At 54.2% G+C, this 25,767-nt stretch carries 25 protein-coding genes, 2 tRNA genes and 1 rRNA gene; 14 read left to right on the top strand and 14 right to left on the bottom strand.

Annotated features, from left to right (window positions below; translation table 11 throughout):
• Positions 1-58 precede the first annotated feature (58 nt).
• Together rrf and N7922_RS20180 are read left to right on the top strand one after the other, a co-directional pair.
• Positions 59-174, top strand: a 5S ribosomal RNA gene (rrf, locus tag N7922_RS20185).
• Between the two features lie 52 nt (positions 175-226).
• Positions 227-303: transfer RNA gene (locus N7922_RS20180), tRNA-Asp, on the top strand.
• An 80-nt stretch (positions 304-383) separates the two neighbouring features.
• Here N7922_RS20180 and fabF read toward each other — a convergent pair.
• From fabF to N7922_RS20160, 4 genes are read right to left on the bottom strand one after another with little or no spacing between them, the layout of a single operon-like run.
• Positions 384-1,658 (bottom strand): beta-ketoacyl-ACP synthase II, encoded by a 1,275-nt coding sequence (gene fabF / locus N7922_RS20175; protein ID WP_263097979.1) that lies wholly within the window; start codon positions 1,656-1,658, stop codon positions 384-386.
• A gap of 22 nt (positions 1,659-1,680) precedes the next feature.
• Entirely contained in the window at positions 1,681-3,240 is a 1,560-nt protein-coding gene (locus N7922_RS20170) for a DHA2 family efflux MFS transporter permease subunit (RefSeq protein WP_263097978.1), read from the bottom strand.
• Positions 3,237-4,280, bottom strand: a complete 1,044-nt coding sequence (locus N7922_RS20165) for an HlyD family secretion protein (protein ID WP_263097977.1) — start codon at positions 4,278-4,280, stop codon at positions 3,237-3,239. The genes N7922_RS20170 and N7922_RS20165 overlap by 4 nt, the downstream gene beginning before the upstream one ends.
• Positions 4,264-4,821, bottom strand: coding sequence for a winged helix-turn-helix transcriptional regulator (locus N7922_RS20160; protein ID WP_263097976.1), 558 nt, complete (start codon positions 4,819-4,821; stop codon positions 4,264-4,266). The genes N7922_RS20165 and N7922_RS20160 overlap by 17 nt, the downstream gene beginning before the upstream one ends.
• Before the next feature lie 198 nt (positions 4,822-5,019).
• Between N7922_RS20160 and dkgB the strand changes: the two genes are divergently transcribed.
• Positions 5,020-5,823 (top strand): 2,5-didehydrogluconate reductase DkgB, encoded by an 804-nt coding sequence (gene dkgB, locus N7922_RS20155; protein ID WP_263097975.1) that lies wholly within the window; start codon positions 5,020-5,022, stop codon positions 5,821-5,823.
• Between the two features lie 44 nt (positions 5,824-5,867).
• On the opposite strand, the gene yafC is transcribed toward dkgB, so the two are convergent.
• Positions 5,868-6,755: a DNA-binding transcriptional regulator YafC gene (gene yafC / locus N7922_RS20150; RefSeq protein ID WP_263097974.1), complete on the bottom strand. Its 888-nt coding sequence runs from the start codon at positions 6,753-6,755 to the stop codon at positions 5,868-5,870.
• Positions 6,756-6,983: 228 nt separating this feature from the next.
• Here yafC and N7922_RS20145 point away from each other — a divergent pair, with 228 nt between their 5' ends.
• Positions 6,984-7,784: an endonuclease/exonuclease/phosphatase family protein gene (locus N7922_RS20145; RefSeq protein ID WP_263097973.1), complete on the top strand. Its 801-nt coding sequence runs from the start codon at positions 6,984-6,986 to the stop codon at positions 7,782-7,784.
• Positions 7,785-7,844: 60 nt separating this feature from the next.
• On the opposite strand, the gene mltD is transcribed toward N7922_RS20145, so the two are convergent.
• Together mltD and gloB are read right to left on the bottom strand one after the other, a co-directional pair.
• The gene (mltD, locus tag N7922_RS20140; RefSeq protein ID WP_263097972.1) at positions 7,845-9,215 is read right to left on the bottom strand and encodes a murein transglycosylase D; all 1,371 of its coding nucleotides are present in this window, start codon (positions 9,213-9,215) and stop codon (positions 7,845-7,847) included.
• Between the two features lie 74 nt (positions 9,216-9,289).
• Complete coding sequence (gene gloB, locus N7922_RS20135; protein WP_263097971.1) at positions 9,290-10,045, bottom strand: hydroxyacylglutathione hydrolase; 756 nt, start codon at positions 10,043-10,045, stop codon at positions 9,290-9,292.
• Between the two features lie 33 nt (positions 10,046-10,078).
• Here gloB and N7922_RS20130 point away from each other — a divergent pair, with 33 nt between their 5' ends.
• Positions 10,079-10,786: a class I SAM-dependent methyltransferase gene (locus tag N7922_RS20130; RefSeq protein ID WP_263097970.1), complete on the top strand. Its 708-nt coding sequence runs from the start codon at positions 10,079-10,081 to the stop codon at positions 10,784-10,786.
• Here the strand turns inward: N7922_RS20130 and rnhA are convergent.
• Positions 10,783-11,349, bottom strand: coding sequence for a ribonuclease HI (gene rnhA, locus N7922_RS20125; protein WP_197058861.1), 567 nt, complete (start codon positions 11,347-11,349; stop codon positions 10,783-10,785). The two genes, N7922_RS20130 and rnhA, sit on opposite strands and share 4 nt — an antisense overlap.
• Between rnhA and dnaQ the strand changes: the two genes are divergently transcribed.
• Entirely contained in the window at positions 11,303-12,034 is a 732-nt protein-coding gene (gene dnaQ, locus N7922_RS20120) for a DNA polymerase III subunit epsilon (protein ID WP_263097969.1), read from the top strand. The genes rnhA and dnaQ overlap by 47 nt on opposite strands.
• A gap of 135 nt (positions 12,035-12,169) precedes the next feature.
• Positions 12,170-12,246, top strand: a tRNA-Asp gene (locus tag N7922_RS20115).
• 46 nt (positions 12,247-12,292) lie between these two features.
• Here the strand turns inward: N7922_RS20115 and N7922_RS20110 are convergent.
• The gene (locus N7922_RS20110) at positions 12,293-13,765 is read right to left on the bottom strand and encodes an NCS1 family nucleobase:cation symporter-1 (protein WP_263097968.1); all 1,473 of its coding nucleotides are present in this window, start codon (positions 13,763-13,765) and stop codon (positions 12,293-12,295) included.
• A gap of 146 nt (positions 13,766-13,911) precedes the next feature.
• On the opposite strand from N7922_RS20110, the gene N7922_RS20105 reads away from it, so the two are divergent.
• Genes N7922_RS20105 through puuE form a run of 3 tightly spaced genes read left to right on the top strand, consistent with a single transcriptional unit; the run spans position 13,912 to position 16,342 of the window.
• Entirely contained in the window at positions 13,912-14,631 is a 720-nt protein-coding gene (locus tag N7922_RS20105) for a GntR family transcriptional regulator (protein WP_263097967.1), read from the top strand.
• On the top strand, positions 14,628-15,365 hold the full coding sequence (locus N7922_RS20100; RefSeq protein ID WP_263097966.1) for an aspartate/glutamate racemase family protein: 738 nt from the start codon (positions 14,628-14,630) through the stop codon (positions 15,363-15,365). Before N7922_RS20105 ends, N7922_RS20100 begins: the two co-directional genes overlap by 4 nt.
• A gap of 32 nt (positions 15,366-15,397) precedes the next feature.
• Positions 15,398-16,342 (top strand): allantoinase PuuE, encoded by a 945-nt coding sequence (puuE, locus tag N7922_RS20095; RefSeq protein WP_263097965.1) that lies wholly within the window; start codon positions 15,398-15,400, stop codon positions 16,340-16,342.
• Positions 16,343-16,373: 31 nt separating this feature from the next.
• Here the strand turns inward: puuE and xni are convergent, their stop codons facing one another.
• From xni to queF, 5 genes are all read right to left on the bottom strand, one after another.
• Positions 16,374-17,126 carry a flap endonuclease Xni gene (gene xni / locus N7922_RS20090; protein WP_263097964.1) on the bottom strand — a complete coding sequence of 251 codons (753 nt, stop codon included), beginning with the start codon at positions 17,124-17,126 and terminating at the stop codon, positions 16,374-16,376.
• A 112-nt stretch (positions 17,127-17,238) separates the two neighbouring features.
• A complete protein-coding gene (locus N7922_RS20085) occupies positions 17,239-18,606 on the bottom strand; it encodes an L-serine ammonia-lyase (protein WP_263097963.1) in 1,368 nt (455 codons plus the stop codon).
• A gap of 57 nt (positions 18,607-18,663) precedes the next feature.
• On the bottom strand, positions 18,664-19,953 hold the full coding sequence (locus N7922_RS20080) for an HAAAP family serine/threonine permease (RefSeq protein ID WP_263097962.1): 1,290 nt from the start codon (positions 19,951-19,953) through the stop codon (positions 18,664-18,666).
• A gap of 449 nt (positions 19,954-20,402) precedes the next feature.
• The gene (ppnN, locus tag N7922_RS20075) at positions 20,403-21,767 is read right to left on the bottom strand and encodes a nucleotide 5'-monophosphate nucleosidase PpnN (protein WP_263097961.1); all 1,365 of its coding nucleotides are present in this window, start codon (positions 21,765-21,767) and stop codon (positions 20,403-20,405) included.
• Between the two features lie 88 nt (positions 21,768-21,855).
• Positions 21,856-22,701: an NADPH-dependent 7-cyano-7-deazaguanine reductase QueF gene (gene queF / locus N7922_RS20070; protein WP_263097960.1), complete on the bottom strand. Its 846-nt coding sequence runs from the start codon at positions 22,699-22,701 to the stop codon at positions 21,856-21,858.
• Positions 22,702-22,770: 69 nt separating this feature from the next.
• Between queF and syd the strand changes: the two genes are divergently transcribed.
• The 4 genes from syd to N7922_RS20050 all read left to right on the top strand — a co-directional run bounded on the left by syd (position 22,771) and on the right by N7922_RS20050 (position 25,524).
• Positions 22,771-23,316, top strand: a complete 546-nt coding sequence (gene syd / locus N7922_RS20065) for a SecY-interacting protein (protein WP_263097959.1) — start codon at positions 22,771-22,773, stop codon at positions 23,314-23,316.
• Between the two features lie 629 nt (positions 23,317-23,945).
• Positions 23,946-24,275 (top strand): YqcC family protein, encoded by a 330-nt coding sequence (locus N7922_RS20060; RefSeq protein WP_263097958.1) that lies wholly within the window; start codon positions 23,946-23,948, stop codon positions 24,273-24,275.
• Entirely contained in the window at positions 24,275-25,069 is a 795-nt protein-coding gene (gene truC / locus N7922_RS20055) for a tRNA pseudouridine(65) synthase TruC (RefSeq protein ID WP_263097957.1), read from the top strand. The genes N7922_RS20060 and truC overlap by 1 nt, the downstream gene beginning before the upstream one ends.
• A gap of 5 nt (positions 25,070-25,074) precedes the next feature.
• Positions 25,075-25,524, top strand: a complete 450-nt coding sequence (locus N7922_RS20050; RefSeq protein WP_263097956.1) for a flavodoxin — start codon at positions 25,075-25,077, stop codon at positions 25,522-25,524.
• Positions 25,525-25,767 lie beyond the last annotated feature (243 nt).

Below are 25,767 nucleotides of genomic sequence, written 5' to 3'. Positions count from 1 at the left end.
TAATCAGCTTGATACAGATTATGTCAGGGCGCGGAAGCGGTCTGATAAACAGAATTTGCCTGGCGGCACTAGCGCGGTGGTCCCACCTGACCCCATGCCGAACTCAGAAGTGAAACGCCGTAGCGCCGATGGTAGTGTGGGGTCTCCCCATGCGAGAGTAGGGAACTGCCAGGCATCAAATTAAGCAGTAAACCGGTGTGAAAACCGGTGAAGTGACAAATTCGGTGGAGCGGTAGTTCAGTCGGTTAGAATACCTGCCTGTCACGCAGGGGGTCGCGGGTTCGAGTCCCGTCCGTTCCGCCACTCATTTTAAGAACCGTATCTCTCGCGAGATACGGTTTTTTTTTCGTCTGTAACAAGGGCAATTAAGCCCCTTTTGTCGATCACTCCCAGCGTTTCAACAACAAACTGGCGTTAACACCACCGAACCCAAAACCATTCGATAACGCGTAGCGCATGCCTAGTGGACGCGCTTTCAGCGCCACCAGATTAACGCCATCCGCTTCATCATCGGGATTGTGCAGATTCAATGTCGGTGGAACAATCTGTTCGCGTAAAGCCTGAATGGTAAAAATCGCCTCGATCCCGCCGGCTGCGCCGAGCAGGTGGCCTGTCGCGGATTTTGTTGACGTTACCGCCACTGGGGTTGAGCCAAAAACGCTTTTGATTGCAGCCAGCTCACCTTTGTCACCCACCTGTGTTGACGTTGCATGCGCGTTGATATGCTGGATATCCTCTGCCTTGATGCCTGCCTGACGGATTGCGGCTTCCATTGCCCGACGTGCGCCATTCCCATCTTCGGGGCCGGCGGTCAGATGATAAGCATCCGCACTGGTTCCATATCCCACCAACTCGGCCAGCGGCATTGCCCCACGCGCCTGTGCATGTTCCAGTGATTCAATGACCAATAATCCGGCGCCTTCTCCCATTACAAAACCATCACGATCGCGATCAAAGGGGCGGGATGCGGCCGTCGGAAAGTCATTAAATCCGCTGGAAAGCGCTCTGGCTGCGGCAAAACCGGCGAGGCTAACCCGGTGGATAGCCGCTTCACTGCCACCACATAATGCGATATCTGCTTCACCGCTACGGATCATCCGCGCAGCGTCACCTATTGCCTGCGCACCTGCGGCACAGGCGGTAACCGGCGCGCCAATAGGGCCGCGAAAACCGTGCGCAATAGAGACGTGTCCTGCCGCCAGATTAGCCAGAAAAGAGGGAATGGTGAACGGAGAGAGGCGGCGAGGCCCGCGTGAATCCGTGATTCGTACCGCGTTGGCAATCTCGTTAAATCCACCAATACCGGTGGCGATCACCGTGGCAGTGCGATCCTTTGCCGCCTGATCTTCGGGAAACCATCCTGCCTGGCTCAGCGCCTCATGCGCAGCAACCAGCGCAAACTCGATAAAGCGATCCATCTTTTTGCGTTCTTTTGTGGGAATAACCGACAGTGGATCGAAACCATGCTGCGGATCCTGTTCGACAGAAGGAACCTGGCCCGCGACTTTGCAGGGAATATCGTCAACGATATCTTCAGGCAGACGAGAAATCCCCGAATTTCCCTGCAGCAGTGATTGCCAGACATGCGACACGCCGCACCCCAGTGGGCTGACAATGCCCATTCCCGTCACGACGATGCGTTTTTGCGAAACGCTCATACTCGATTCTCCTTCGTTATTACTACGCCTGCGGCTTTTTCATAAATGGCACAAGCAGCGCGGCAATCAAAAAACCAGCCATGATCAAATAGAATGTATCCGCGAACGCTTCTGTTCGCGCTTCTCGCAACGCGAGTGCTGAAAGGTTTTTCAGCGTGACGCTGTCGGCAAGATCGGGAGAAATACCCATCCCCATAAGCCTTGAGATGCTTCCCTGAAGAAAATCAGTCAGTGAAAGATTGGTGTTATTCAGATGATCGGCAAGACGACTGTAGTGCAAATTGGTCCGGTTATTGAGCACTGTCCCGCACAGGGCAATACCGATGGCGCCGCCCAGATTACGCATCAAATTAAACAGTCCGGACGCCAGTTTCAGCCTTGCAGGTGGCAGGCTACCGAGGGTCAGCGTGACCGTTGGCGCAACGGCGAACTGCTGCGAAATGCCTCTAAACGCCTGTGGTAGCAGTAGTTCGCTTGCACCCCACTCATGCGTGATTGGGATGAAGCTGTACATTGATGCGGCAAAACCCAGCAACCCGGCCATCAGCAACCAGCGCAGATCGATGCGGTTAGCCAGCCATGCGTATAAGGGAATGGAAAGCACCTGAAACAAGCCGGTCGAGAAAACGGCCAGACCAATTTCCAGTGCACTGAAACCGCGCACTGTACCCAAAAACAGCGGTGTTAAATAGATCGTAGCAAAGATGCCTACGCCTGCCATAAACGAGAAGTAGCAGCCAAGGGTAAACGTCCGGTCTTGCAGCGCGCGCAGATCCATGACCGGTTGGGGATGACGTAATGTCCGCACAATAAACGCGATGCCGCACAACAGGGCGATCCAGCCAGTCAACGCCAGGGTATTGTCATCAAACCAGCCCCAGCGCGGGCCTTCCTCCAGTGTGTACTCCAGGCTGCCAAGGGAAACTGCCAGCAACAAAATGCTGAGGTAATCCGCACCGCGCAATAACGAAGGGTCGGGCGTGTCGATTTTGACCAGCAGCGGCACGGCGAGGGTGATGTAAATACCCGGCACAATATTGACGAAGAATAACCAGTGCCAGTTGAAGTTTTCCGTGATCCAGCCACCTACTGTCGGGCCAAGTGTGGGTGCCAGCGAGGCCAGCCCACCAATTGTTGCCGCCGCGATTACCCGTTGCTTCCCCTGGAAAAAAGCAAAAGCGGTGGTGAAGACCAACGGGATCATCGACCCGCCCGCCAGTCCTTGCAAACCCCTAAAAACGATCATGCTCTGAATATTCCACGCCCAGCCGCACAGCACACTCATCACGGTAAACCCAGCAGCAGACGCGGCAAACAACCAGCGAGTGGACATCACTCTTGCCAGCCAGCCGGAGAGAGGAATGATGATGATCTCGGCTATCAGGTAACTGGTCTGTACCCAGACAGTTTCATCGTCTCCGGCCGAAAGTCCGCCGCCGATATCCCGTAAAGAGGCGGAGACTATCTGAATGTCGATAAGCGCAATAAACATCCCGATGCACATTGTGGCGAAGGCGAACACCTTCTTGCTGACCGACAACGGCATTTCATGCTGCCGGTGCAAGGCATCGCTGACGCTCATTGTGCGCTCTTTTCATCAACGGTGACGATCACCGATAAACCCGGGCGCAGCACATTGAGCGTGGCGGCTTCACCGTCCAGCGCAATACGTACCGGAACCCGCTGGACGATCCTGGTGAAATTGCCTGTGGCATTTTCAGCGGGAAGAATACTAAAGCGCGATCCTGTTGCCGGAGAGACGCTGGCGACGCGCCCGCTAAAGGTATGGCCTGGCAAGACATCTGCAACAACAGTCGCTCTTTGCCCGGGGAGCATGTGCGCCAGTTGGCTTTCTTTAAAATTGGCATCGATCCACAGGCCCTGCGCCGGTACGAGGGAAAGCAACTGGGTGCCGCTGTTGACATACGATCCTGACCACGCCCGTCGGTTACCAATCACACCATCAAACGGCGCACGGATTTCGGTATAACTGAGGTTTAGCCGCGCCATATCAAGACTGGCTTGCGCTTGCATCAACGCTGCCAGCGTCTGTTTCTCGCGCGCATCCAGCACGCTCAACTGCCGCTCCGCCACCCTCTGGTCAGCCTGGGCTTTACTCTCTTGTGCCCGTGCCTGACGATAATCCGCCGCTGCGTTTTCCCGCACCTGCGCGGAGACCGCACTGGACATGACCAGCGCGCCATAGCGCCGGTTATCGTTAGCGGATTTTTCTGTTGCTGCCCGGGCGGCTGCCAGCGATGCAGTGGCTCCTTCAATTGCCGCCCGTTGTAATTGCCGGGAGGCTGCCACATCTGCCAGCGCTGCCTGCTGGGCGGCCACTTCGCCAAGCGCTTTTGCCAGCGCTGCCTGGTAATCACGATCGTCGAGTTGCACCAGCAGGTCACCTTTCCTGACCGCCATATTGTCCTGCACGGCAATACGCTGGATATAGCCGGAGACCTTCGTGGAAATGGCGCTGATGTCGCCGCCGACGTAGGCATCGTCAGTGGATTGCATAAAACGCCCGCTATGCCACCAGTACGCGCCATAACCCGCAGTTGTCAGTAATGCTGCGGCAATAAGCGCCAGCATTAGCGCTTTTTTCTTACTCCTCTGGGTCATGATGGTCACCCATATGCTGCTGCGGTAAGAATTTTTGCCCTGTATCACCTGTGCGTTTGCGTTGCAAATAACCATGGCGATAGTGAATAACCGGTGAAGCGGCGGGGCCGGGAACCAACGTGTATTTCTCCGGTGTAATAGGATCTCCGGTGGTTTTATCAACCAGGATGGCTTCTACCGGGCGCTGAGTTGCATTCTCAACGAGTTGGATCTGCGGTCCTTCCGGGGAGAAATAACGGTTGCCCCATTGCGCCAGCGCCAGCAATACGGGGCGAAAATCGCGACCGCGCTCGGTCAAATGGTATTCATAACGCGGTGGGGTACTGCTGTAGCACACTTTTTCCAGCAGGCCGTCTTCAACCAGCTCTTTCAGGCGACGGGAGAGGATATTCGGCGCGACATTGGTGCTTTTTTGAAACTCATCAAAGCGGGTAAAACCGGCAAACGCGTCGCGCAGGATAATGATGCTCCAACTGTCGCCAATGCGGCCCAGGCTGCGGGCGATAGGGCAAGGGGCATGGCAAAGGGGTTCATTTTTCATCTTCAGACCAGAGAACAGTTCAGGATTTGTCCTCACGGTGACATAGTGACTTTCAAAATGCAAGTAACTATAGTGCTCCGCATTGAACACTATTGCTGCTGACGCAAAAATCCTCTGCTTTTTTGGCTCTTTTTCCCGGTGACTCGGCTGGTAATAATCTGCACACAATTTTGGAAAGTGATGAAAAGAGGAATTCTTATGTCTATCCCTGCATTTGGTCTGGGTACCTTCCGGTTAACGGATGAAGCGGTAATTGCCTCCGTCACCCAGGCACTGGAACTGGGTTATCGTGTGATTGATACCGCACAGATTTATGGTAACGAAGCGGCGATTGGTAAAGCACTGGCTCAGTGTGGCATCCCGCGTGAAGAGTTGTTTATCACCACTAAAATCTGGACGGAAAATCTGGGCGAAGACAAGCTGATCCCCAGCCTGCAAGAGAGCCTGCAAAAACTGGGCACCGATTATGTTGACCTGACGCTGATCCACTGGCCTTCTCCGGGCGCGGCGGTACCGGTTGCCGTTTCAATGCAGCAGTTGATGAAAGCGAAAGCGCAGGGACTGACTCGCCAGATTGGGGTATCGAATTTCACTATCCCGTTAATGGAGCAGGCGATTGCGGCCGTTGGTGTAGAAAATATCGCCACCAATCAGATAGAACTCTCCCCCTATCTGCAAAACCGTAAAGTGGTTGACTGGGCGAGCCAGCATGGCATTCACATTACCTCTTACATGACGCTGGCTTATGGCAAAGCGCTGAAGGATGACGTGATTGGCCGGATTGCGCAGAAACACAACGCCACGCCGGCACAGGTGATTCTGGCCTGGGCGATGGGCAAAGGTTATGCAGTGATCCCGTCGTCCACCCGACGTGAAAATCTGGCGAGCAACCTGCTGTCGCAGTCGCTGAAACTGGATGCAGCAGACAACGCGGCGATCGCCGAACTGGAGTGCAACGATCGTCTGGTTAGCCCGGAAGGGCTGGCGCCTCAGTGGGATTGAGGCATAAAACAGCGGGAGCGTTTGCTCCCGTTACTGTTAGCGCGTTAGCGCGGCACATGCTCGCTGATAAAATCGATAAAGGCGCGAATACGTGTGCTGACCGCCCGGTCGCTGTAATACACCGCGCTGAAGGGCATCTCTACTGGCAGGCGTTTATCCGCTAACACCTCCACCAGCTCCCCGCTGGCCAACTCCTTGTCGATCATATAGTCCGATAAACTGGCGATGCCATTGCCACTCAGGCACAGATGTTTGAGCGTCTCTCCGCTGTTGGACGAAATATCCGGTGTCACCTCGTACAGTTGACCATCCGCCGAGGCGACAGGCCAGGTGTTAAGCGAGGCCGGTTCGGTAAACCCCAGGCAGGTGTGACCGCTCAGCGCGTCTACGGATTCCGGCACGCCGTAACGGGCAATATATTCGGGTGAGGCAATAATTTTACGGTAGCTTTTGAACAAAGGCCGGGCGCGCAGGCTTGAGTCGGTGAGTTTGCCCACCCGGATCGCGACATCGACTTTGCGTTCAATCAGATTGATAAACGTTTCGCTGGAGACCAGCGAGAGGGTAATTTCAGGATAGCGTTCGCGGAAGGGCTTAATCAGCGGCATCAGGAAATGCAACACCACGGGAGTTGCGGCATCAATTCGTAGTGTACCGCGTGGAATGGATGTGGTTTCCATCACTTCCGTTTCCGCCGCCGCCATCTCCTGCAATACATTTTGCACACGACGGAAATAGCGTTCGCCTTCTTCTGTCAGGCTGAGCTGACGGGTGGTGCGATTAAGCAGGTTTACACCGAGCTTGTTCTCCAGCTTTTTGACTGCACGGCTGATCGCCGAATTTGCCTGCCCCAGGCGTTCCGCTGCCCGGCTGAAGCTGCCACTTTCGACAACCGCGACAAAGATCGCGAGTTCTTCCGAAGTCGTTTTCATTTTTGCCTCTGTAGCAATATTTCAGCGATATTATTCATTCCTTTGCTATTAAATCATGTTGCCTGCTGTGATGCCATGCCGCCTGTGGGCGAAAAAGTTATTAAGTACTTACTCACCTTAACTGATGGCTTTTCTGTCTATTGGCGTTGAAACTGTGCGCTAAAATCCCTATAACTGAATGAGCACCAGGGAGTCGGGTGCGAAAATCAACGAGGTTTTAAGCCGAAAGTGCCAAAGAATACCTATGCAATGCGATATGTTGCCGGACAGCCTGCGGAGCGCATTTTACCGCCGGGATCTTTCGCGAGTATTGGTAAGGCGCTGCCTGCTGGCGTGCCACTCAGCAGCGATGAGAAAATCCGCGTGCTGGTGTGGAATATCTTTAAACAGCAACGCGCTGAATGGCTGTCGGTATTGCAGAATTTTGGTAAAGACGCCCATCTTGTCCTGTTACAGGAAGCGCAGACCACGCCGGAACTGGTTCGGTTTGCGACCACTCACTATCTTGCCGCCGATCAGGTTCCCGCTTTTGTTTTGCCGCAGCATCCGTCTGGTGTAATGACGCTCTCGGCTGCCCACCCGGTTTACTGTTGCCCATTGCGCGAGCGTGAGCCGATTTTACGGCTGGCCAAATCCGCATTGGTGACGGTTTACCCATTGCCGGATGCGCGCAACCTGATGGTGGTGAATGTGCATGCGGTAAACTTCAGCCTCGGCGTTGATGTGTATAGCAAGCAATTGCTGCCGATTGGCGATCAGATCATGCGCCATGTCGGGCCGGTGATCATGGCGGGGGATTTCAACGCCTGGAGCCGCCCGCGAATGAATGCGCTCTATCGCTTCTCACGGGATATGTCCCTGCGCCAGGTGCGATTTACCGATGACAACCGCCGCCGGGCGTTTGGTCGTCCGCTGGATTTTGTATTCTACCGTGGTTTGAATGTGCAAGAGGCATCGGTGCTGGTGACCCGTGCTTCCGACCATAATCCGCTGCTGGTGGAGTTCAGCCCGGGGAAAACAGAGAAGTAGCGACAGGCGAGGGGCGAAAAAAAAGCACCGGGGGATCGGTGCTTTTTTTATTGGCTTATATCAGGAGTCCGGCGTGGCGCTGTTCTTCACGAAAAGCGTCAGTTGATCGCCAGGCTGCAGATTGTCAGTATCGCTGTTCCAGCGCATCACATCTTTAATGTTCACGCCGTGACGTTTTGCAATACTGGACAACGAATCACCTTTGCGCACGCGATAGGTAATACTATCGCCGTTGCTGGCAAGACGCTGTGCACTGCTGCCTGCGCCAACCGTCAGGTTCTGACCCACTTTCAGATTCGCCCCGCGAAGGTTATTCCATTGCTGGAGATCCTTTGCGGTCACGCCAAGGCGTGATGCGATAGCGGAAAGCGTGTCGCCTGAGCGAACCTTGTAACTCCGACTGGTTAACGGCGTATTGTCCGCGACCAGCGTCGGTTGTACGGCGGCGATTTCGCCGGATGCCAGCGATTCACGCAGCTGATCTGCATGTTTCTGCGGCACCATCACGTACTGTGGCCCCGCTGAACCTAACGTTGTGCCTTTAACGCCTGCGTTAAAGGTTTTCAGCTTGTTCACTGAAATACCCGCCATTTCCGCCAGCTGTTCAACCTCAACCGGGCTGCTCAATCTGACGCGCGCCAGCGCACGGCTTTCGTCTGGTGTTGGCAGACTCACGCCATAGCGTTTGCTGTTCTTGAGAATATCGCTCAGGGCCAGCATTTTGGGCACGTAAATCCGGGTTTCCTGCGGCAACGAGAGCGACCAGAAGTCCGTGGGTTTACCCCGCGCTTTGTTCGCTTTTATTGCCTTCAGTACGCGACCTTCACCGCTGTTGTACGCGGCGACGGTTAATAACCAGTCGCCGTCAAACATACGGTTAAGACGCTGCATCATGTCGAGGGCGGCGGTAGTCGACGCCACAACATCACGACGCGCATCGTAGCTGCGTGTCTGTTTTAAACCATAATTACGCCCCGTGCTCGGTATGATCTGCCAAATGCCTGCGGCATTGGCGCCAGACGTCGCGTGTGGGTTAAAAGCGCTCTCCACTATGGGTAGTAGTACCAGTTCCATGGGCATGTTACGTTTTTTAACTTGCCCTGCTATCCAGTACATATACGGCTCTGCCCGTAAAGTTACATCGTGGAGATAGCTCTTATTGCTTAAGTACCTTAGTTTCTGTTCGCGAATCCGGCCATTTTCCGGAATTCCCATCTTTAGCTCGTCGCTAATGAAAGCCCACAAGTCACTGTTGCTTTGGGCGGCGAATGTTCCATCGTCCATCCACCGCGCCTGACTGGTAAACTTTCCTGCTTCCCCTTGACCAGCTGCAGAAAGGCTCTGTGCGTGCTGTTGGACCGTGCCATCGTGTTTTGAGGCCTGGCACCCCACGAGCAGGACAGAGGCGAATAATATCGCTTTTGCCTTCATGTGTGTGTCAATAGTAGTTGCTTAAAAGACGAGCGATCATAACGGCGAAGTTTTCAAAAGGCAACCCGGAAATGTCAGAAGTTATCTTTCTTTGACCTTAACCATGCAAAACGTTCCTCAGGGTGTTGCAAATTTGTTTCTCTGTTAATTATCTCAATTAAATCAGCATCTTCCGTGCGTAAAAATAAATTAATTCGCCGTTCATTTTTAAGAATTACGGGGAGTGTATTTTGATTTTTTGCACGTAACTCCTTAACTTTTCGATAGTATTCGTTAAGTGCACTATCCTGCGGAAGAATGCTCACCGCAAACTTCATATTTGTTAAAGTGTATTCGTGTGCGCAACAAATGACCGTATCATCCGGAAGTGCATTAATTTTGCAAAAGGATTGATACATCTGCTTTGCCGTCCCTTCGAAGAGTCTTCCACATCCACCTGAAAACAGTGTGTCTCCGCAAAAAAGATAAGGAAAACTGAAGAAACAGATATGTCCTAAAGTGTGACCCGGCGTGGCGAACACAGAAAATTCATGGCCCAAAATTGTAACCGTATCGCCTTCAGCGACGATCCGGGTCGTTCCCTTATCTTGTGTCTCTGCTGGCCCATATACCACTATGTCAGGAAAATGCTGGCGCAGTTCTTTCACGCCGCCAACGTGGTCGTTGTGATGGTGGGTCAGCAGGATCGCTTCCGGTTGCCAGTTATGCTGTTGAATGGCGCTCAGTACCGGTGCGGCTTCGCCTGGATCGACAACCAGGCAACGCCCGTCATCGTTGTTCAGCACCCAGATGTAGTTATCCTGAAACGCGGGAATACTGTTAAGATTCATAAATTACCTCTCAAAGCGTAGCGGAAGGTTGTGATGAAACCGGCAAGGACTCCTCAAACATTCGTAGCACCTGCAGGCTGGGGCGAGCTACCCAAAGGCGCATATTATCGTGAGGCGCTGGAGGGAGAACTTAAACCGTGGCTGGCAAAAATGTATGGATTTCATTTGCTTAAGATCGGTAATCTCAGCGCGGAAATCAATGTCGAAAGTTGCGCTATTTCCCATCAGGTCAACGTGTCACTGAGCGGCGAGCCTGCTCAGGTCAGAGCCGACCCTCTGCATTTACCCTTCGCGGAGAAATCGGTGGATGCTTGCCTGCTGGCGCATACACTCCCATGGTGCACCGATCCGCATCGCCTGTTGCAGGAGGTTGACCGCGTATTGATCGACGACGGTTGGCTGGTGATGAGCGGGTTTAACCCGATTAGCCTGCTTGGGCTATGTAAAGCCGTGCCGTTTGTTCGCCGCAACCCGGTGGTCAGAAGCCGAATGTTTACCCTGATGCGCCAGCTCGACTGGCTGTCGCTGCTCAATTTTGAAGTCTTACATTATAGCGGTTTTCGCGTGCTGCCCTGGACAAAACAGGGTGGAAAACTGCTCAGCACGCACTTACCGGCGCTGGGGTGTATGCAACTGATTGTCGCGCGCAAACGCACCATCCCTTTAACGCTTAACCCGATGAAGCAGAGCCGTAATAAACCCCGGGTTCGTCAGACGGTTGGCGCAACGCGCCAGTCTTAACTCTCAGGTTGATAGCCGACGTCTTCCTGAGTGGGGTTCATTGCGGCGTTTCGCGCCAGTTCATCGCAGCGTTCGTTTTCCGGGTGACCTGCATGACCTTTGACCCACTCCCAGCGAATTTGATGCTGGCTGAGTGCGGCATCCAGACGTTTCCAGAGATCGACATTCTTCACGGGCTTTTTTTCTGCGGTTTTCCAGCCGCGTTTTTTCCAGTTGTGGATCCACTGGGTGATCCCCTGGCGCACATACTGGCTGTCCGTACTCAGCACCACTTCGCAATGCTCTTTTAACCCTTCCAGTGCAACAATCGCCGCCATCAGTTCCATGCGATTATTGGTGGTGAGACGGTAGCCTTCGCTGAAGGTTCTCTCATGCTGGCGATAGCGTAAAATCGCACCGTAGCCACCGGGGCCTGGATTGCCAAGGCAAGATCCGTCGGTGAAAATTTCTACCTGTTTAAGCATCTCTGGTAGACTTCCTGTGTTTAAAACGACAAGTCTGACATAAATGGCCGCTATGAGCACTGCAATTACACGACAGATCGTCCTCGATACCGAAACCACCGGTATGAACCAGATCGGCGCCCACTATGAAGGGCACAAGATTATTGAAATCGGCGCGGTAGAGGTGGTGAACCGCCGCCTGACCGGGAACAACTTCCATATCTACCTCAAGCCCGACCGGCTGGTGGATCCTGAAGCGTTCGGCGTTCACGGCATCGCCGACGAATTCCTGCTGGATAAGCCGACGTTTGGCGATATTGCCGATGAGTTTATTGATTATATCCGCGGCGCGGAGCTGGTGATCCATAACGCATCGTTTGATATCGGCTTTATGGACTACGAGTTCAGCAAGCTGAATCGCGGTATTCCGAAAACGGAAACCTTCTGTAAAGTAACCGATAGCCTGGCGCTGGCGCGTAAGATGTTCCCTGGCAAGCGCAACAGCCTTGATGCGCTCTGCTCGCGTTACGAAATCGACAACAGTAAACGTACATTGCACGGCGCGTTACTCGACTCCCAAATCCTTGCTGATGTCTATTTGATGATGACCGGCGGCCAGACATCGATGAAGTTCTCGATGGAAGGCGAGGGGCAGTCGCAGACCGGGGAAATTGGGATCCAGCGTGTTGCACGTCAGGCAAGCAAGCTGCGGGTTGTTTTAGCCAGTGATGAGGAGGTGATGGCCCATGAATCCCGCCTCGATTTGGTGCAGAAAAAAGGTGGAAGCTGCCTGTGGCGCAGCTGAATCACATTGTAATTTCTGCAAAAACATTATTGCGGGCGATTTTTGCAGCAAACGATTCAAAACGCCGGAAAAAGCGTTGACGGCGTCAGGTGCAATCCGTAATATGCGCCTCGTTCCCTGAAGGGAACACAACGCGGAGCGGTAGTTCAGTCGGTTAGAATACCTGCCTGTCACGCAGGGGGTCGCGGGTTCGAGTCCCGTCCGTTCCGCCACTATTCAGAAGGCCTGAATCAGCAATGATTCAGGCCTTCGTCGTTTTTACTCTTTCGCCGTCACGCGCTGTGTACTGAATCCGTGGCTAACGTCTTCACGTTCATGGCGTGCCAGCCAGCGATAGCAACCCGCCCCCAGGAACGCACCGATAAACCAGCTAAAGTTGGCCACTTCATGCAGCGCCGGAATAAAGCTGATAATCAGACCAACCGCCACCGAAGGCACCAGCGCGGCAATCGCTTTCGGGTTAAAACCATTGTTGTACCAGTAACGTCCCTGCGGTGACACGCTGAACAGATCGTCGACAAACACCTTCCCGCGTTTGATCAGATAAAAGTCCGCCAGCAGGATGCCAAACAACGGTCCGATAAACGCACCCAGCACATCCAGCGTGTAGTGAATGAGTTCCGGTGACTGGAACAGGTTCCACGGCGTCAACAGCACTGAGCCAACGGCGGCAATCATGCCACCAGCGCGGAAACTGATTTTCTGCGGCGAACAGTTGGAAAAATCGAACGCCGGGGAGACGAAGTTCGCCACGATATTGATGCCGATAGTGGCGGTGATCATCGTCAGCAGACCAATTGCCATCGCCAGGCTGTTGCCCACATGGCTGACGGTCTCAATCGGATCGGTGATCATTTTGCCGAACAGAGACTGCGTACCGGAAACGATCACCACGGTCACAATCGAGAACAGCAGAAAGTTGAACGGCAGGCCCCAACGGTTGCCGCGACGGATCTCCTGCATACTTTTGCCATAGCGCGAGAAGTCGCCAAAGTTCAGCAGTGGGCCGGAGAAGTAAGAGACCACCAATGCCGTGGCGGTGATCATCTGCCAGGTTTGCTCTCCTGCGGTCAGTTGTTTGCTGGCAAGCGTAAAGGAGATCCCCTCGAAGCCCGTCTGGTAGAGGATCCAGCCGGCCAGCGCCATCATCACCACATACACCGCCGGACCAGCAACATCAATAAAGCGTTTGATCGCACTCATTCCATGCCAGAACACCAGCGCCTGCAATACCCACATAATGCCGAAGCAGACCCAGCCAAGGTGAGAGAGACCAAGAAAATGGCCGGTTGTCATCGGGGCAAGTTCGGGCCAGAACTTCAGGAGCACCAGCATCAGAGCGTTGGCGGCCAGGTAGGTCTGAATACCGTACCAGGCAAAGGCGATAAGTCCACGGATCACCGCCGGAATATTCGCGCCAAAGACGCCAAACGCCTGGCGACAAATCACCGCATACGGTACGCCCGCCATTTGGCTGGGTTTGGCAACGAGGTTTGCGCACAACTGCACAATACAAATTCCCAGCAGCAGGCAAAGTAAGACCTGCCAGCTTGCAAGACCCAGGGCAAAGAAGCTGGCGGCGACCACATACCCGCCCATGCTATGCACATCGGACATCCAGAAAGAGAAAATATTGTACCAGCTCCAGTTCTGGTCGCGGGTGGGGGCCAAATCCTCATTGGTGAGGCGTGGGCTGTAACGTGCATCGTAATTAGGTTCAACATTTGGCATGGATTCTGCTCCTCTGCATACAGATAGTGACGTGTTGTCTGTACGCTCACGTTGCATTAACCAGGCCAGGTTTTAATTTTTTGTATACAAAATAAATTAATGATGTATACAAAAATAGAAAGGCTAAGTAACAAAGGAACGTCAACATGAATCATCAGATGGGGCTGCAGACCCCTTCGGATCTGGAAGATAAAGAGAATTTCATCTGGCAGTCGTTGATGACCGCCATTGTTGAACATCAATTACCGCCCGGCAGCAAGCTGCCGGAAGAGGCGCTGGCGGAGGTCTTTGGGGTAAGTCGCACAGGGATCCGCAAGGTGCTGACGCGCCTTGCAACAGTGCAAATGATCACCATGACGCCCAGACGTGGTGCATTTGTGGCGCATCCGGGCGTTGAAGAGTCAAAGGCCATCTTCACCACCCGCAAAATGATTGAGTGCGCCAACCTGCCGCAGGTACTGGAACATTTACAGCCGCCGCATCTGGCGGGACTGGAAAAAATTGTCGCGCTGGAAGAAGAGGCGCACCAGTGCCACGATGGCGCGGCGGCGATCCGCCACTCGGCCGCTTTTCATATCCAGTTGCAGGCGATTTCCGGCAATGCGGTGGTGACCGACATTATTACCACCCTTGCACAGCGTTCGTCGCTGGTGATTGCCGCCTGGGGCGCGCCGTGGCAACGTGGGTGCCGCTGCGACGACCATGATCAGTTGATTGCGCTGCTGCGTAAAAAAGCACTGCCCGCGCTGAGTGACGCTATGGCCCATCACTTTGATCATATTGTTTCCAGCTTGCGTTTCGAGCGCAGCGGCGAAACGTTGCCTGATTTTGCCCGCCTGTTTGGCGCCAGCGGAGAACACCGATGAGCGAATTTTGTATACACGTTATTAATCCCAATACCAGCCCGGAGATGACCCACACCATTGAGATGGCGGCCCGCAGCGTGGCGTCGCCCGGGACAACCATCCTTGCCAGCTGTCCATCGCAAGGGGTGGCGTCTATCGAGGGGCATTTTGATGAAGCCATCGCCGCGCTGGGGGTGCTGGAGCAGATTAAACAGGGCAAAGCGCAGGGCGCTCAGGGACATGTGATTGCCTGTTTTGGCGATCCGGGACTGCTGGCGGCGCGTGAGCTGGCCGCCGGTCCGGTGGTTGGCATCGCCGAAGCGGCAATGCATATGGCAACGCTGGTGGCGACGCGCTTTTCGATCGTCACCACGCTGCCGCGCACGGTGATTATTGCCCGCCATTTATTGCGCCAGTATGGCTTTGAACACCACTGCGCAGCGCTGCATGCGATCGATTTACCGGTGCTGGTGCTGGAAGATGGCACGGGTCTTGCTCAACAAAAGGTACGCGAGCGTTGTATACAAGCAAAACGCGAGGATAACAGCGGCGCAATCGTGCTGGGTTGCGGCGGTATGGCCGATCTTGCGGGGGCGCTAACCCAGGAGCTGGGTATTCCGGTGATTGATGGCGTCACCGCAGCGGTGAAGATGGTGGAATCTCTCCTCGCTCTTGGGCTTGGCACCAGTAAATACGGCGATCTCGCGTATCCCAATAAAAAGCCGCTTTCAGGATATTTCGAACAGCTTTGCTGAAAGCGGCACTGAATAAAGAGGTCGAAATCAGTATGCAATCAGCAACGGACAAACCTTTCTGGCACTTTACCGCCGATTATCCGCGCGATATGGCAGGTTACGCGGGAAAACCGCCTCACGCACAGTGGCCGGGTGGCGCGCGTATTGCGGTTCAGTTTGTCCTTAACTTCGAAGAAGGCGGCGAAAACCATGTGCTGCACGGCGACAGCGGCTCGGAGCAGTTTTTGTCTGACATTATTGGCGCGGCCAGCTACCCGGCACGTCATATGTCGATGGATTCGCTCTATGAATATGGATCGCGCGCGGGTTTCTGGCGTATCCATCAGGAGTTTCAGAAACGCGGTCTGCCGCTAACGGTCTTCGGCGTGGCAATGGCGCTGGCGCGTAACCCGGCTATCGTCGATGCAATAAAAGAAGCCGATTACGATGTCGTTAGTCACGGCTGGCGCTGGATCCATTATCAGGATCTGGATATCCAGACTGAGCGGCAGCATATGCAGCAGGCCATTGAGATCCTGCACACCCTGTTCGGCAAAAAGCCGCTTGGCTGGTATACCGGGCGCGACAGTCCGAACACCCGCAAGCTGGTGGTGGAGCAAGGGGACTTTCTCTATGACAGCGATTATTACGGCGATGATTTACCGTTCTGGACGACAGAGGCGGGCAAGCCGCACCTGATCGTGCCCTATACGCTGGATGCCAACGATATGCGCTTTGCCACCGCGCAGGGGTTCAACACCGCCGAGCAGTTTTACACCTATCTGAAAGACAGCTTTGATGTGCTGTATGAAGAGGGCGAAACCGCGCCAAAGATGATGTCAATTGGCATGCATTGCCGTTTGCTGGGGCGACCGGGGCGCTTTCGCGCATTGCAGCGGTTTCTCGATTATGTGCAGAGCCATGACGATGTGTGGATCTGCCGCCGCCAGGATATTGCTGAACACTGGGTGAAACATCATCCGTTCAGAGGGAAATAATCCGCTAAGGCCCGCCACCCGGTGGGCCCGGTTAACGCGTCAGTCGCAGCTGTTGCAGGTTGCCATCCAGCTGTAAATCGGTTTGCAGCCGCGCCACGTCCCGGCAGGTAAACGCCATCTCTTTGTGTGCCTGCAACTTCTGCCGCCACTTCTCCGGCACCTCATGCAGATTGTCATACAGGGCTTCGAGAGTCGGAAAGGCAGTGAGTAGCTGAGTGGCGCTCTTCGGGCCAATCCCGGCGACCCCCGGTACTTTCGAGCTGCTGATGCCCGCCAGCCCCCAGTAATCCGGTAACTGCTGTGGCGTGACGCCATACTCCTGCGCAATAAAGGGCGCATCCAGCCAGCGTTTCTGGAAATAGTCTCGGATGCGGATTGTCGGTGAGAGTAGCTGACAGTAACCCTTGTCGGTGGAAACGATGGTCGCCTGTTGCCCGGCCTGCGCCATTTTTACTGCCAGCGTAGCGGCAAGATCGTCTGCTTCGTTACCCGGCGTCGCCCAGCAACGAATACCGCGTTGTTCAAAGGCGGCGCGCAATGCGGGCATCTCGTTGTGTAATGTGTCCGGCATCGGCGGGCGGCCTGCTTTGTAATCCGGCAATCGCTGGTGACGCCAGCTCTGCGCGCGGGCTTCATCATCGAATACCGCCACCGCATGAGTGGGCTGACTGTGCACAATCAATTGCTCCAGCGCATGCAGGCAGGTATCCGCGCAGGGCGATCCCTGTACCGCATGGATCCGGCGGATCAGGTTGAGTGCGTCGACAATTAACAGATGAGCCACAGATACCCTCCTTGAAATCGTGCGCTAAGGGTAACATCGCAGGCACTGCGAGGCTATGAAACGGGGAACAATCAGGAAGATGCCTCGCAAAACGAGGCATCCTGTGCGGGGGTTAGTCGCAGGTAACGATCTTCATGGCCAGGCCACCGCGTGAGGTTTCGCGGTATTTGGCATTCATATCTTTACCGGTTTCATACATGGTTTCGATGACTTTATCGAGGCAGACGCGCGGTTCACTGGTGCGGCGCAGCGCCATACGGGCCGCGTTGACCGCTTTCACGGAAGCAATGGCGTTACGCTCGATGCAGGGTACCTGCACCTGTCCGGCTACCGGGTCGCAGGTCAAACCGAGGTTGTGCTCCATCCCGATCTCCGCTGCGATGCAAACCTGTGCCGGGCTGCCGCCGAGCAGTTCCGCCAGACCTGCCGCCGCCATTGAGCAGGCAACGCCCACTTCGCCCTGACAGCCCACTTCCGCACCGGAAATGGACGCGTTCATTTTATACAGCGAGCCTATCGCGCTGGCGACCAGCAGGTAACGGGCCAGCGAGTTGGCGTTCACCTGGCGGATAAACTTGTCATAGTAGGCCAGCACCGCAGGAACAATCCCGCAGGCGCCGTTAGTCGGCGCGGTAACCACGCGGCCACCCGCAGCGTTCTCTTCGTTAACCGCCAGCGCGAACATATTGATCCAGTCAACGACCGCCATCGGATCGGTGGTGGTTTTGTCGCTGCTGACCAGCATGCGGCGCAGTGCTGCGGCGCGGCGCGGTACACGCAATTTACCCGGCAACACGCCTTCGGTGACGATGCCACGTTCAATCCCGCCGCTCATCACATCCCACACGCGGGTAAGGTGCTGCTCCAGCTCTTGTTTGCTATGCAGCGCCAGTTCGTTCTGCATCATCAGGCCGGAGAGCGACAAGCCGGTATCGCGGCAGTGCTGCTGTAAATCTGCTGCGGTTTTGTAGGGGTACGGAACCGCGACCGGTGCACTGTTGGTTTGGCCGAAGTGCTCTTCATCGACGATAAAGCCGCCGCCGATGGAGTAGTAGGTCTGGCTGTAGAGGACGTTATCGCCCGCCAGTGCGGTGATGCGCATACCGTTTTCATGCAGAGAGAGGTTATCCGCATGGAAGTTCATGCACTGATCGACCGGGAACTCCACTTCATGTTCACCGTTTGCCAGCAGCAGACGGCCATGGGTATTAACATCCTGAATAAATCCCGGAATGGTGTCGATATCAACGCTGTCCGGCAGGTTACCCGCCAGGCCCATAATAATGGCGATATCGGTGTGGTGGCCTTTCCCTGTCAGGGAGAGAGAACCGTAAACGTCCACGACCACGCGGGTTACATCATGCAACATGTTGCGGGCAATCAGGTCGTCTGTGAATTGTTTACCGGCTTTCATTGGGCCCACGGTGTGTGAACTGGAGGGACCAATACCGATTTTAAAAATGTCGAATACGCTGATCATAACGCATTATCCATTGCAAAGAGGAACGCGCCGCCCATAACGGACGGCGCGAAAAGATTAGCTGAACAGGGAGAAGAAGATCGCGGAGATAGCGATAAGACCCATGATAACAATGAAGATGTTGCTGATGCTGCCGCTGTATTTACGCATAGCCGGTACTTTGGCGATGGCGTACATCGGCATCAGGAACAGGATCATCGCGATGATCGGGCCGCCCAGGGTTTCGATCATGCCCAGGATGCTCGGGTTCAGCGTGGCCACCGCCCAGGTGGTCACCAGCATAAACAGCGCGGTAATGCGGTTCAGCTTGTTGATTTCGATGGTTTTGCCTTTGCTGCGCAGAGACTTAATAACCATACCGTTGAAACCTTCACGCGCGCCCAGATAGTGGCCGAGGAAGGATTTGGTGATGGCGATCATCGCAATGATCGGCGCCATCCAGGCAATCAGTTCCACATTAAAGTGGTTCGCCAGGTAAGAGAGGATAGAAATGTTCTGCTCTTTCGCGGAGGCCAGATCTGCCGGAGAGAGGCTCAGCACGCAGCTGAACACGAAGAACATCACGGTCAGCACCATCATGATGTGCGCGAACGCCAGAATGCGGGAGCACTTACGCTCTGCTTCTACGCCGTACTCTTCACGTTTTGCTACAGCAAAAGAGGAGATGATCGGTGAGTGGTTAAACGAGAATACCATAACCGGAATGGCCAGCCACAGGGTCATCCACAGGCCGTGACCGGTTGCAGAAGCGCTGCTGAAAGACATGGTTTCCAGTACGGCGCCGTTCCACTGCGGGATCAGGTATACCGCCAGCAGCATCAGGGCGATAACAAACGGGAACACCAGAATACTCATCGCTTTTACGATCATCTGCTCGCCAAAACGCACGATAGTCATCATGCCGACAATCAGGATCAGGGAGAGAATCGCGCGCGGCGGCGGCGTCATGCCCAACTGGTGGGTCATAAAGCTGTCGACGGTATTGGTGATCGCCACGCTGTAAACCAGCAGGATCGGGTAGATAGCAAAGAAGTAGAGCAGGGTAATCAGTTTACCTGCGCCAATACCAAAGTGTTCTTCCACCACTTCGGTGATGTCTTCGCCCGGGTTTTTACCGGACAGCACAAAACGGGTCAGGCCGCGGTGTGCGAAGAAGGTCATAGGGAAGGCAATGATCGCCATGATGATCAGCGGGATAAGTCCGCCAACGCCGGCGTTAATTGGCAGGAATAATACACCCGCGCCGATGGCGGTGCCGTAGAGGCCCAGCATCCACATGGTGTCGGTCTTACGCCATGAACTGCGCGTTTCGGTCGAGGCCAACGTGCTGGTTTGAGTCGTTTCCATTGATAAATCTCCTGGGAAAAGCAAAATGCTGCCATTACGGGTAAAAACCATGCCCGAAACGCCAGCGGTAATATTAAATCCGGTCAATCACGGTTTTTTTATAATTTCTTTCCGCAATTATTTGCGGCGGAAAGATACATTTATGTTATGACTCTATCAGTGATCGGGATCGCAATTGCAATAATCTACTTTTTATGTGGGTATATTTAGACCATATCGCTACTTAACGATCATGACGTGAGATTTATGGGCGCGAAGGCTATCACTGGCAAGATTTGCGATCAAACCCACATAGTTGAAATAGGATAAAATCGCTGTTAACCGCCTCAATTACAGTGATTTATCGACGATAAAAGCAATTGGATTGTATTAATTCTTGGTGGAGTAAACGGCGTTACTGAAAAGAGGTGTTTTAGGTATAAGGGCGACTTATTGGTCGCCCTTCATGATCAGGAGCAGATTTCGTAGCAGGGGATGTAGGCGGAGCCTGGCAATTTCATACGGTGTTGGGCGACAAAACCTTGCAGCAGATCGTCCATACGGCGCATCATTTCGCTATCACCATGAATTTTATAGGGTCCGAACTCTTCAATCGCTCGAATACCCATCTCTTTCACGTTACCCGCGACAATGCCGGAGAACGCGCGACGCAGATCCGCTGCCAGCACTTCTACCGGTTGATCCGGATAAAGTTTGAGATTCGCCATATTTTCATGGGTTGGCTCGAACGGCACTTGCAGGTCCGGCGCAACACGTATTGACCAGTTGAAACTGTAGGCATCGCCGGTATTGCGGCGGTTCTCTTTCACCAGCGGCATCGCTTTTTTCATCTGGCGGGCCACTTCAGCGGCATCATTAATAATGATGGTGTAGTGGCGGCGCGCGGCTTCACCCAGCGTATTGACAATGAATTCATCCAGTACGCGGAAGTAATCCGCACTCTCTTTCGGCCCGGTCAGGATCAGCGGCAGCACCTGATCTTTGTTGGCCGGATTCATCAGGATCCCCAACAGATAGAGCAACTCTTCTGCTGTGCCCACGCCGCCCGGGAAGATGATGATGCCATGCGCGATACGGACAAAGGCTTCCAGGCGTTTTTCAATGTCCGGCATGATGATCAATTCGTTGACCAGCGGGTTTGGCGGTTCGGCAGCGATGATCGACGGTTCGGTCATCCCGATAAAGCGACCTTCTTTATAGCGTTGCTGCGCGTGGCCTACAGCGGCGCCTTTCATTGGCGCTTCCATGGCACCTGGCCCGCAGCCGGTGCAGATATTCAGCTCGCGCAGACCAAGCTGGGTTCCCACACGGCGGGCGTAGAGGTATTCGGTTTCATTGATTGAGTGACCGCCCCAGCAGACCACCATACTCGGCGCTTCGCCCACGTGCAGTGCACGGGCGTTACGTAAAATAGAAAAGACCAGGTTGGTGATGTGGATGGAGCTTTCCAGATCCAGATGCTGGAAACGCCCGGCGTTATTAATCTGCCCGTTGACGAACAGAATATCGCGCAGCACGGCGAACAGGTTAGCCTGCAACGAACGGATAATCCGCCCGTCAACAAAGGCCTCTTCCGGTGGGTTTATCAGTTCCAGCTTTACGCCGCGTTCACGGCGTAACACGTTGATATCAAAACTTTCGTAGCGGGAAAGCAGCTCTTTGCTGTTGTCCGTCAGGCTTCCTGAGTTCAGCACAGCGAGCGAACAGTTACGAAACAGTTGGTACAAGTCGCTGCTGGCCGTGCGTTTAAGCATATCGACTTCCAGCTGCGACAGCATATCCATGGAGCCAAGCGGGCTAATATGTGTAATCAAGTGAACTCCTTACGGGACGAAAATTTTATATTCCCTCTTGATTACAATAGCCCTGGCTTATGACGTTTAACAACCCGCGCGCGAAGTTTTACTGGCGTACCAGGCGACCCGTAGCCGGAACGAAATCGGTATTGGTGCGCCATGGGTTGATATCCAGCCCGCCGCGACGCGTGTAACGCGCATAAACGCTCAGTTTTTCCGGCTGGCAGAACCGCTGAATGTCGGTAAAAATGCGCTCGACGCATTGTTCGTGGAATTCGTTGTGATGGCGGAATGAGACCAGATAGCGCAGCAGTTTTTCACGGTCGATCTTTGGCCCACGATACTGGATCTGTACCGATCCCCAGTCTGGCTGGTGGGTGATCAAGCAGTTAGATTTCAACAGATGGCTGACCAGCGTCTCTTCCACCACTTTTCCACTGGCGGCATCGGTGAGTAACGCCGCATCAAAAGCGTAGTTATCTACATCAATATCCTGATCGTCGATGCAGGTACCGTGAAAATGGGCGACAGGTTGGCCTTCAAGTTCATCAAGGCGATAGAGCGCAACGGTAACCAGGCCCTGCGCGCAGGCGCTCAGATCGCGCTCCAGCGTGGCGCGCACATCGTCCCAACTGGCGAAACGCGTCTGGTTAAAGCTGTTGAGATAGAGTTTGAAGCTCTTTGATTCCACCAGGTTCAGGCTGGCGTAGTCCAGCTCCACGTGGCCTACGGCGACCTGCGGCAGGCCTTTAGCATTCAGCCAGGAGAGTTCATACAGCGTCCAGATATCGGCTCCGCGAAACGGCAGATTATTGGCCGTTAGCCCGAGTGGATCGCGGTTTAATGAACGGGGAACGCCCTGAAGCAGCGTGGCGTCGTAGGTGTCGCGGTAAGAGGTGGTTTTGCCCAGCGTCAGGCCAGAGAGCGCCTGATGGTTATCATAAGAAGACATGTTTCATTGCCATTTTGCAGGTAGACTATGCCGCAAAGTGTATCCTGGCTTATGTGAAGAGAGAAATCGGTGGAAAAAGAAACGGCTCTGGCTCTGGAAGCCTTTACCCAACGTTATTGCGATGCATGGCATGCGCAACGCGGCAGTTGGCCTGAGAGTGAAGCGCTTTATGGCGTGCCTTCGCCGTGCATTATTTCTTCAACTGATAATAGCGTTTTCTGGCAGCCTAAACCGTTCCTGCCCGAACGAAATGTAAACCCCGTTGAACAGGCGATGGATATTGTGGTACAACCTGCGCTCCACGCGTTCTATACCACACAATTTGCCGGTGATATGACGGCGCGTTTTGCTTCTGAGACCCTGACCTTACTGCAAACCTGGAGTGAAGATGACTTCCGGCGTGTGCAGGAAAACCTGATTGGTCATCTGGTCACGCAGAGAAGATTGAAGCTTTCTCCTACACTTTTTATTGCCACGCTCGACAGTGAGCTGGATGTGATTTCGCTTTGCAACCTGAGCGGGGAAGTCATTAAAGAGACGCTGGGAACGCGTCAGCGGGTTGTTCTTTCGCCCAATCTTGCCGCTTTTCTGAACCAGCTCGAACCCGTTGTGTAATCCACTATACTACTCTTGTTGTGAGAGATCTCTTACATGACCTGTAGGAGATCGCCTGTTCTAATTCCTTAACATCTTTACGACATTTCCAATAAAATTATTATTAATTAATAAGTTAGTTAGTGATTTTTGATGTTGCATGCTTTCATTCAAAAGATTATTTGCATTAAGTCTTCTTGTAAGACGAAACAGAATGGGTGATTCTATCTCTGTCGACACGGAGTCTGACAACGAAGCGTACATCAGGATGATGTTGCTTCATGGACACACCAGAGGGTGTTGCAAGGAAGGCTTCATGATGAAGCGAGAGGAAAACGCAGGAACGCGTTAAGGGACACCTCCAGGACGGAGAACGTGAGCCGGTAGGGATGGTCGGCGGATCAGGATGATCAAGGACACGCTTTAAGGACAAAGCTATGTCACATCGGGGTGGTGTGAGCATGATGCGATGTTTAAGGATGAACAGGTCAGGAGACCGCAGGAAAAGTTGTCACGGACGAGCAGGGAGCACAATAGGTAGCTGGATTGCTGCAAAACGAACCGGGAGCACTGTTTTACAGTGCTCCCTTTTTTTATTTGCTCATCTCTTTGGTATCCTGCGCGCCAGTCTGTTTTATTTCGGGGTTTTTATGACGCTTCATCTTCGCGTGCGTCAGCAGCTTGAGCTTCTCGAAGCCCTGCTGCGCGAACGCCAGCTTTGGCAAACTACGGTTCCGCAAGCCAGCGCTTTTGAAAGCACTCAACCTTTTTGTATGGATACGCTCGAGCCATTCGAATGGCTGCAATGGGTGTTGATCCCGCGTATGCACGCGCTGCTGGATAGCGGGCAGCCGCTTCCTCAGGCTTTCGCCGTTGCGCCCTATTACGAAATGGCGCTGGACGCGGCCCATCCTCACCGCGAGAGAGTGCTGTTGCATTTACAGCAGCTCGATGCACTGTTTACCGGCGACGGTAACTGATGCTGGAAATTATTTACCAGGATGAATGGCTGGTCGCGGTCAACAAGCCATCGGGTTGGCTGGTGCACCGTAGCTGGCTGGATCGCGACGAAAAAGTCGTGGTGATGCAAACGGTGCGTGACCAAATCGGTCAGCACGTTTTCACTGCCCACCGTCTCGACAGGCCGACTTCCGGCGTTTTGCTGATGGGGTTATCCAGCGAAGCGGGTCGTCTGCTTGCACAGCAGTTTGAGCAACACCAGATCCAGAAGCGTTATCACGCGGTGGTGCGCGGCTGGCTGATGGAGGAAGCGTTGCTTGATTATCCATTGGTTGAAGAACTCGATAAAGTTGCAGATAAATTCGCCCGCACTGATAAAGGCCCGCAACCTGCGGTGACGCATTATCGCGGGCTGGCGACCACCGAGATGCCCGTTGCCACCGGCAAGTTCCCGACCACCCGCTATGGGCTGGTTGAACTGGAGCCGAAAACCGGCCGTAAACATCAGTTGCGTCGCCATTTAGCGCATCTGCGCCATCCGATTATCGGTGACAGCAAGCACGGAGATTTGCGGCAAAACCGCAGCGCAGCGGAGCACTTCGGTTGCAACCGGTTAATGCTGCACGCCAGCCAGTTGACGCTAACGCATCCGTTTACCGGCGAAGCATTAACGCTGCGCGCCGGGTTGGATGATGTCTGGATGCGCGCATTGTCGCAGTTCGGCTGGCAAGGACTTCTCCCTGATAATGAAAGGGTTGAGTTCTCCGGTCTGAGCGGTCACGATGAGGAAAATCAGACATCACCCAAGGAGTGAAGAGCATGGCGGAGATCGGAATTTTTGTTGGCACCATGTACGGTAATTCGCTGTTAGTGGCGGAAGAAGCGCAGGCGATCCTCACGGCGCACGGTCATAAAGCTACCGTGTTTGAAGATCCCGACGTCGCAGATTGGGACGGCAACAAAGCTCGGTATGCGCTGGTGGTGACATCGACAACCGGGCAGGGGGATTTACCGGACAGCATCGCACCGCTTTTTCACTATCTGCGTGATACCGTAGGCTATCAGCCGGCACTACGTTACGGCGTGATTGCCCTGGGCGACAGCACATATACCCATTTCTGCGGCGGCGGTAAGCAGTTCGATGCGCTGTTGCAGGAGCAGGGCGCTCAGCGCATTGGCGACATGTTATTGATTGACGCCAGCGAAGATCCGGAACCGGAAAGCGTCTCCAACCCGTGGGTCGAACACTGGGTAACCCTCCTCAAGTAAGAATTTTCCCTCCCCCCTACAGGGAGGGAAACCCCTTTTGAACCTGTCTTGATGGTTCGCCGTGATGCAATCCGCATGACGATAGCGACCGCCCATTATGTTCCGACTGAATCGAGTAAGCTTCTGGCAATTGCCCTTAATGCCCGGCGAATTTGCAGGGATTAAAAGTGCATCTCCACGGGGTCAAGCGACCTGTTTCACATTATTTAAAACCGCCCGGCTTTTGCCCTTCTGCGGCGGCTA

It is taken from the genome of Kosakonia sp. ML.JS2a, from assembly GCF_025642095.1.
Classification (GTDB): domain Bacteria; phylum Pseudomonadota; class Gammaproteobacteria; order Enterobacterales; family Enterobacteriaceae.
Note: the sequence above shows the minus strand (reverse complement) of the source record. Positions and strands in the feature narration are given on the sequence as shown.

Bases quoted from the DNA above. Each gene is read 5' to 3' on its own strand.
- fabF (WP_263097979.1), bottom strand. From the start codon at position 1,658: ATGAGCGTTTCGCAAAAACGCATCGTCGTGACGGGAATGGGCATTGTC.
- N7922_RS20170 (WP_263097978.1), bottom strand. From the start codon at position 3,240: ATGAGCGTCAGCGATGCCTTGCACCGGCAGCATGAAATGCCGTTGTCG.
- N7922_RS20165 (WP_263097977.1), bottom strand. From the start codon at position 4,280: ATGACCCAGAGGAGTAAGAAAAAAGCGCTAATGCTGGCGCTTATTGCC.
- N7922_RS20160 (WP_263097976.1), bottom strand. From the start codon at position 4,821: ATGAAAAATGAACCCCTTTGCCATGCCCCTTGCCCTATCGCCCGCAGC.
- dkgB (WP_263097975.1), top strand. From the start codon at position 5,020: ATGTCTATCCCTGCATTTGGTCTGGGTACCTTCCGGTTAACGGATGAA.
- yafC (WP_263097974.1), bottom strand. From the start codon at position 6,755: ATGAAAACGACTTCGGAAGAACTCGCGATCTTTGTCGCGGTTGTCGAA.
- mltD (WP_263097972.1), bottom strand. From the start codon at position 9,215: ATGAAGGCAAAAGCGATATTATTCGCCTCTGTCCTGCTCGTGGGGTGC.
- gloB (WP_263097971.1), bottom strand. From the start codon at position 10,045: ATGAATCTTAACAGTATTCCCGCGTTTCAGGATAACTACATCTGGGTG.
- N7922_RS20130 (WP_263097970.1), top strand. From the start codon at position 10,079: ATGAAACCGGCAAGGACTCCTCAAACATTCGTAGCACCTGCAGGCTGG.
- dnaQ (WP_263097969.1), top strand. From the start codon at position 11,303: ATGAGCACTGCAATTACACGACAGATCGTCCTCGATACCGAAACCACC.
- N7922_RS20110 (WP_263097968.1), bottom strand. From the start codon at position 13,765: ATGCCAAATGTTGAACCTAATTACGATGCACGTTACAGCCCACGCCTC.
- N7922_RS20105 (WP_263097967.1), top strand. From the start codon at position 13,912: ATGAATCATCAGATGGGGCTGCAGACCCCTTCGGATCTGGAAGATAAA.
- N7922_RS20100 (WP_263097966.1), top strand. From the start codon at position 14,628: ATGAGCGAATTTTGTATACACGTTATTAATCCCAATACCAGCCCGGAG.
- puuE (WP_263097965.1), top strand. From the start codon at position 15,398: ATGCAATCAGCAACGGACAAACCTTTCTGGCACTTTACCGCCGATTAT.
- N7922_RS20085 (WP_263097963.1), bottom strand. From the start codon at position 18,606: ATGATCAGCGTATTCGACATTTTTAAAATCGGTATTGGTCCCTCCAGT.
- N7922_RS20080 (WP_263097962.1), bottom strand. From the start codon at position 19,953: ATGGAAACGACTCAAACCAGCACGTTGGCCTCGACCGAAACGCGCAGT.
- queF (WP_263097960.1), bottom strand. From the start codon at position 22,701: ATGTCTTCTTATGATAACCATCAGGCGCTCTCTGGCCTGACGCTGGGC.
- N7922_RS20060 (WP_263097958.1), top strand. From the start codon at position 23,946: ATGACGCTTCATCTTCGCGTGCGTCAGCAGCTTGAGCTTCTCGAAGCC.
- truC (WP_263097957.1), top strand. From the start codon at position 24,275: ATGCTGGAAATTATTTACCAGGATGAATGGCTGGTCGCGGTCAACAAG.
- N7922_RS20050 (WP_263097956.1), top strand. From the start codon at position 25,075: ATGGCGGAGATCGGAATTTTTGTTGGCACCATGTACGGTAATTCGCTG.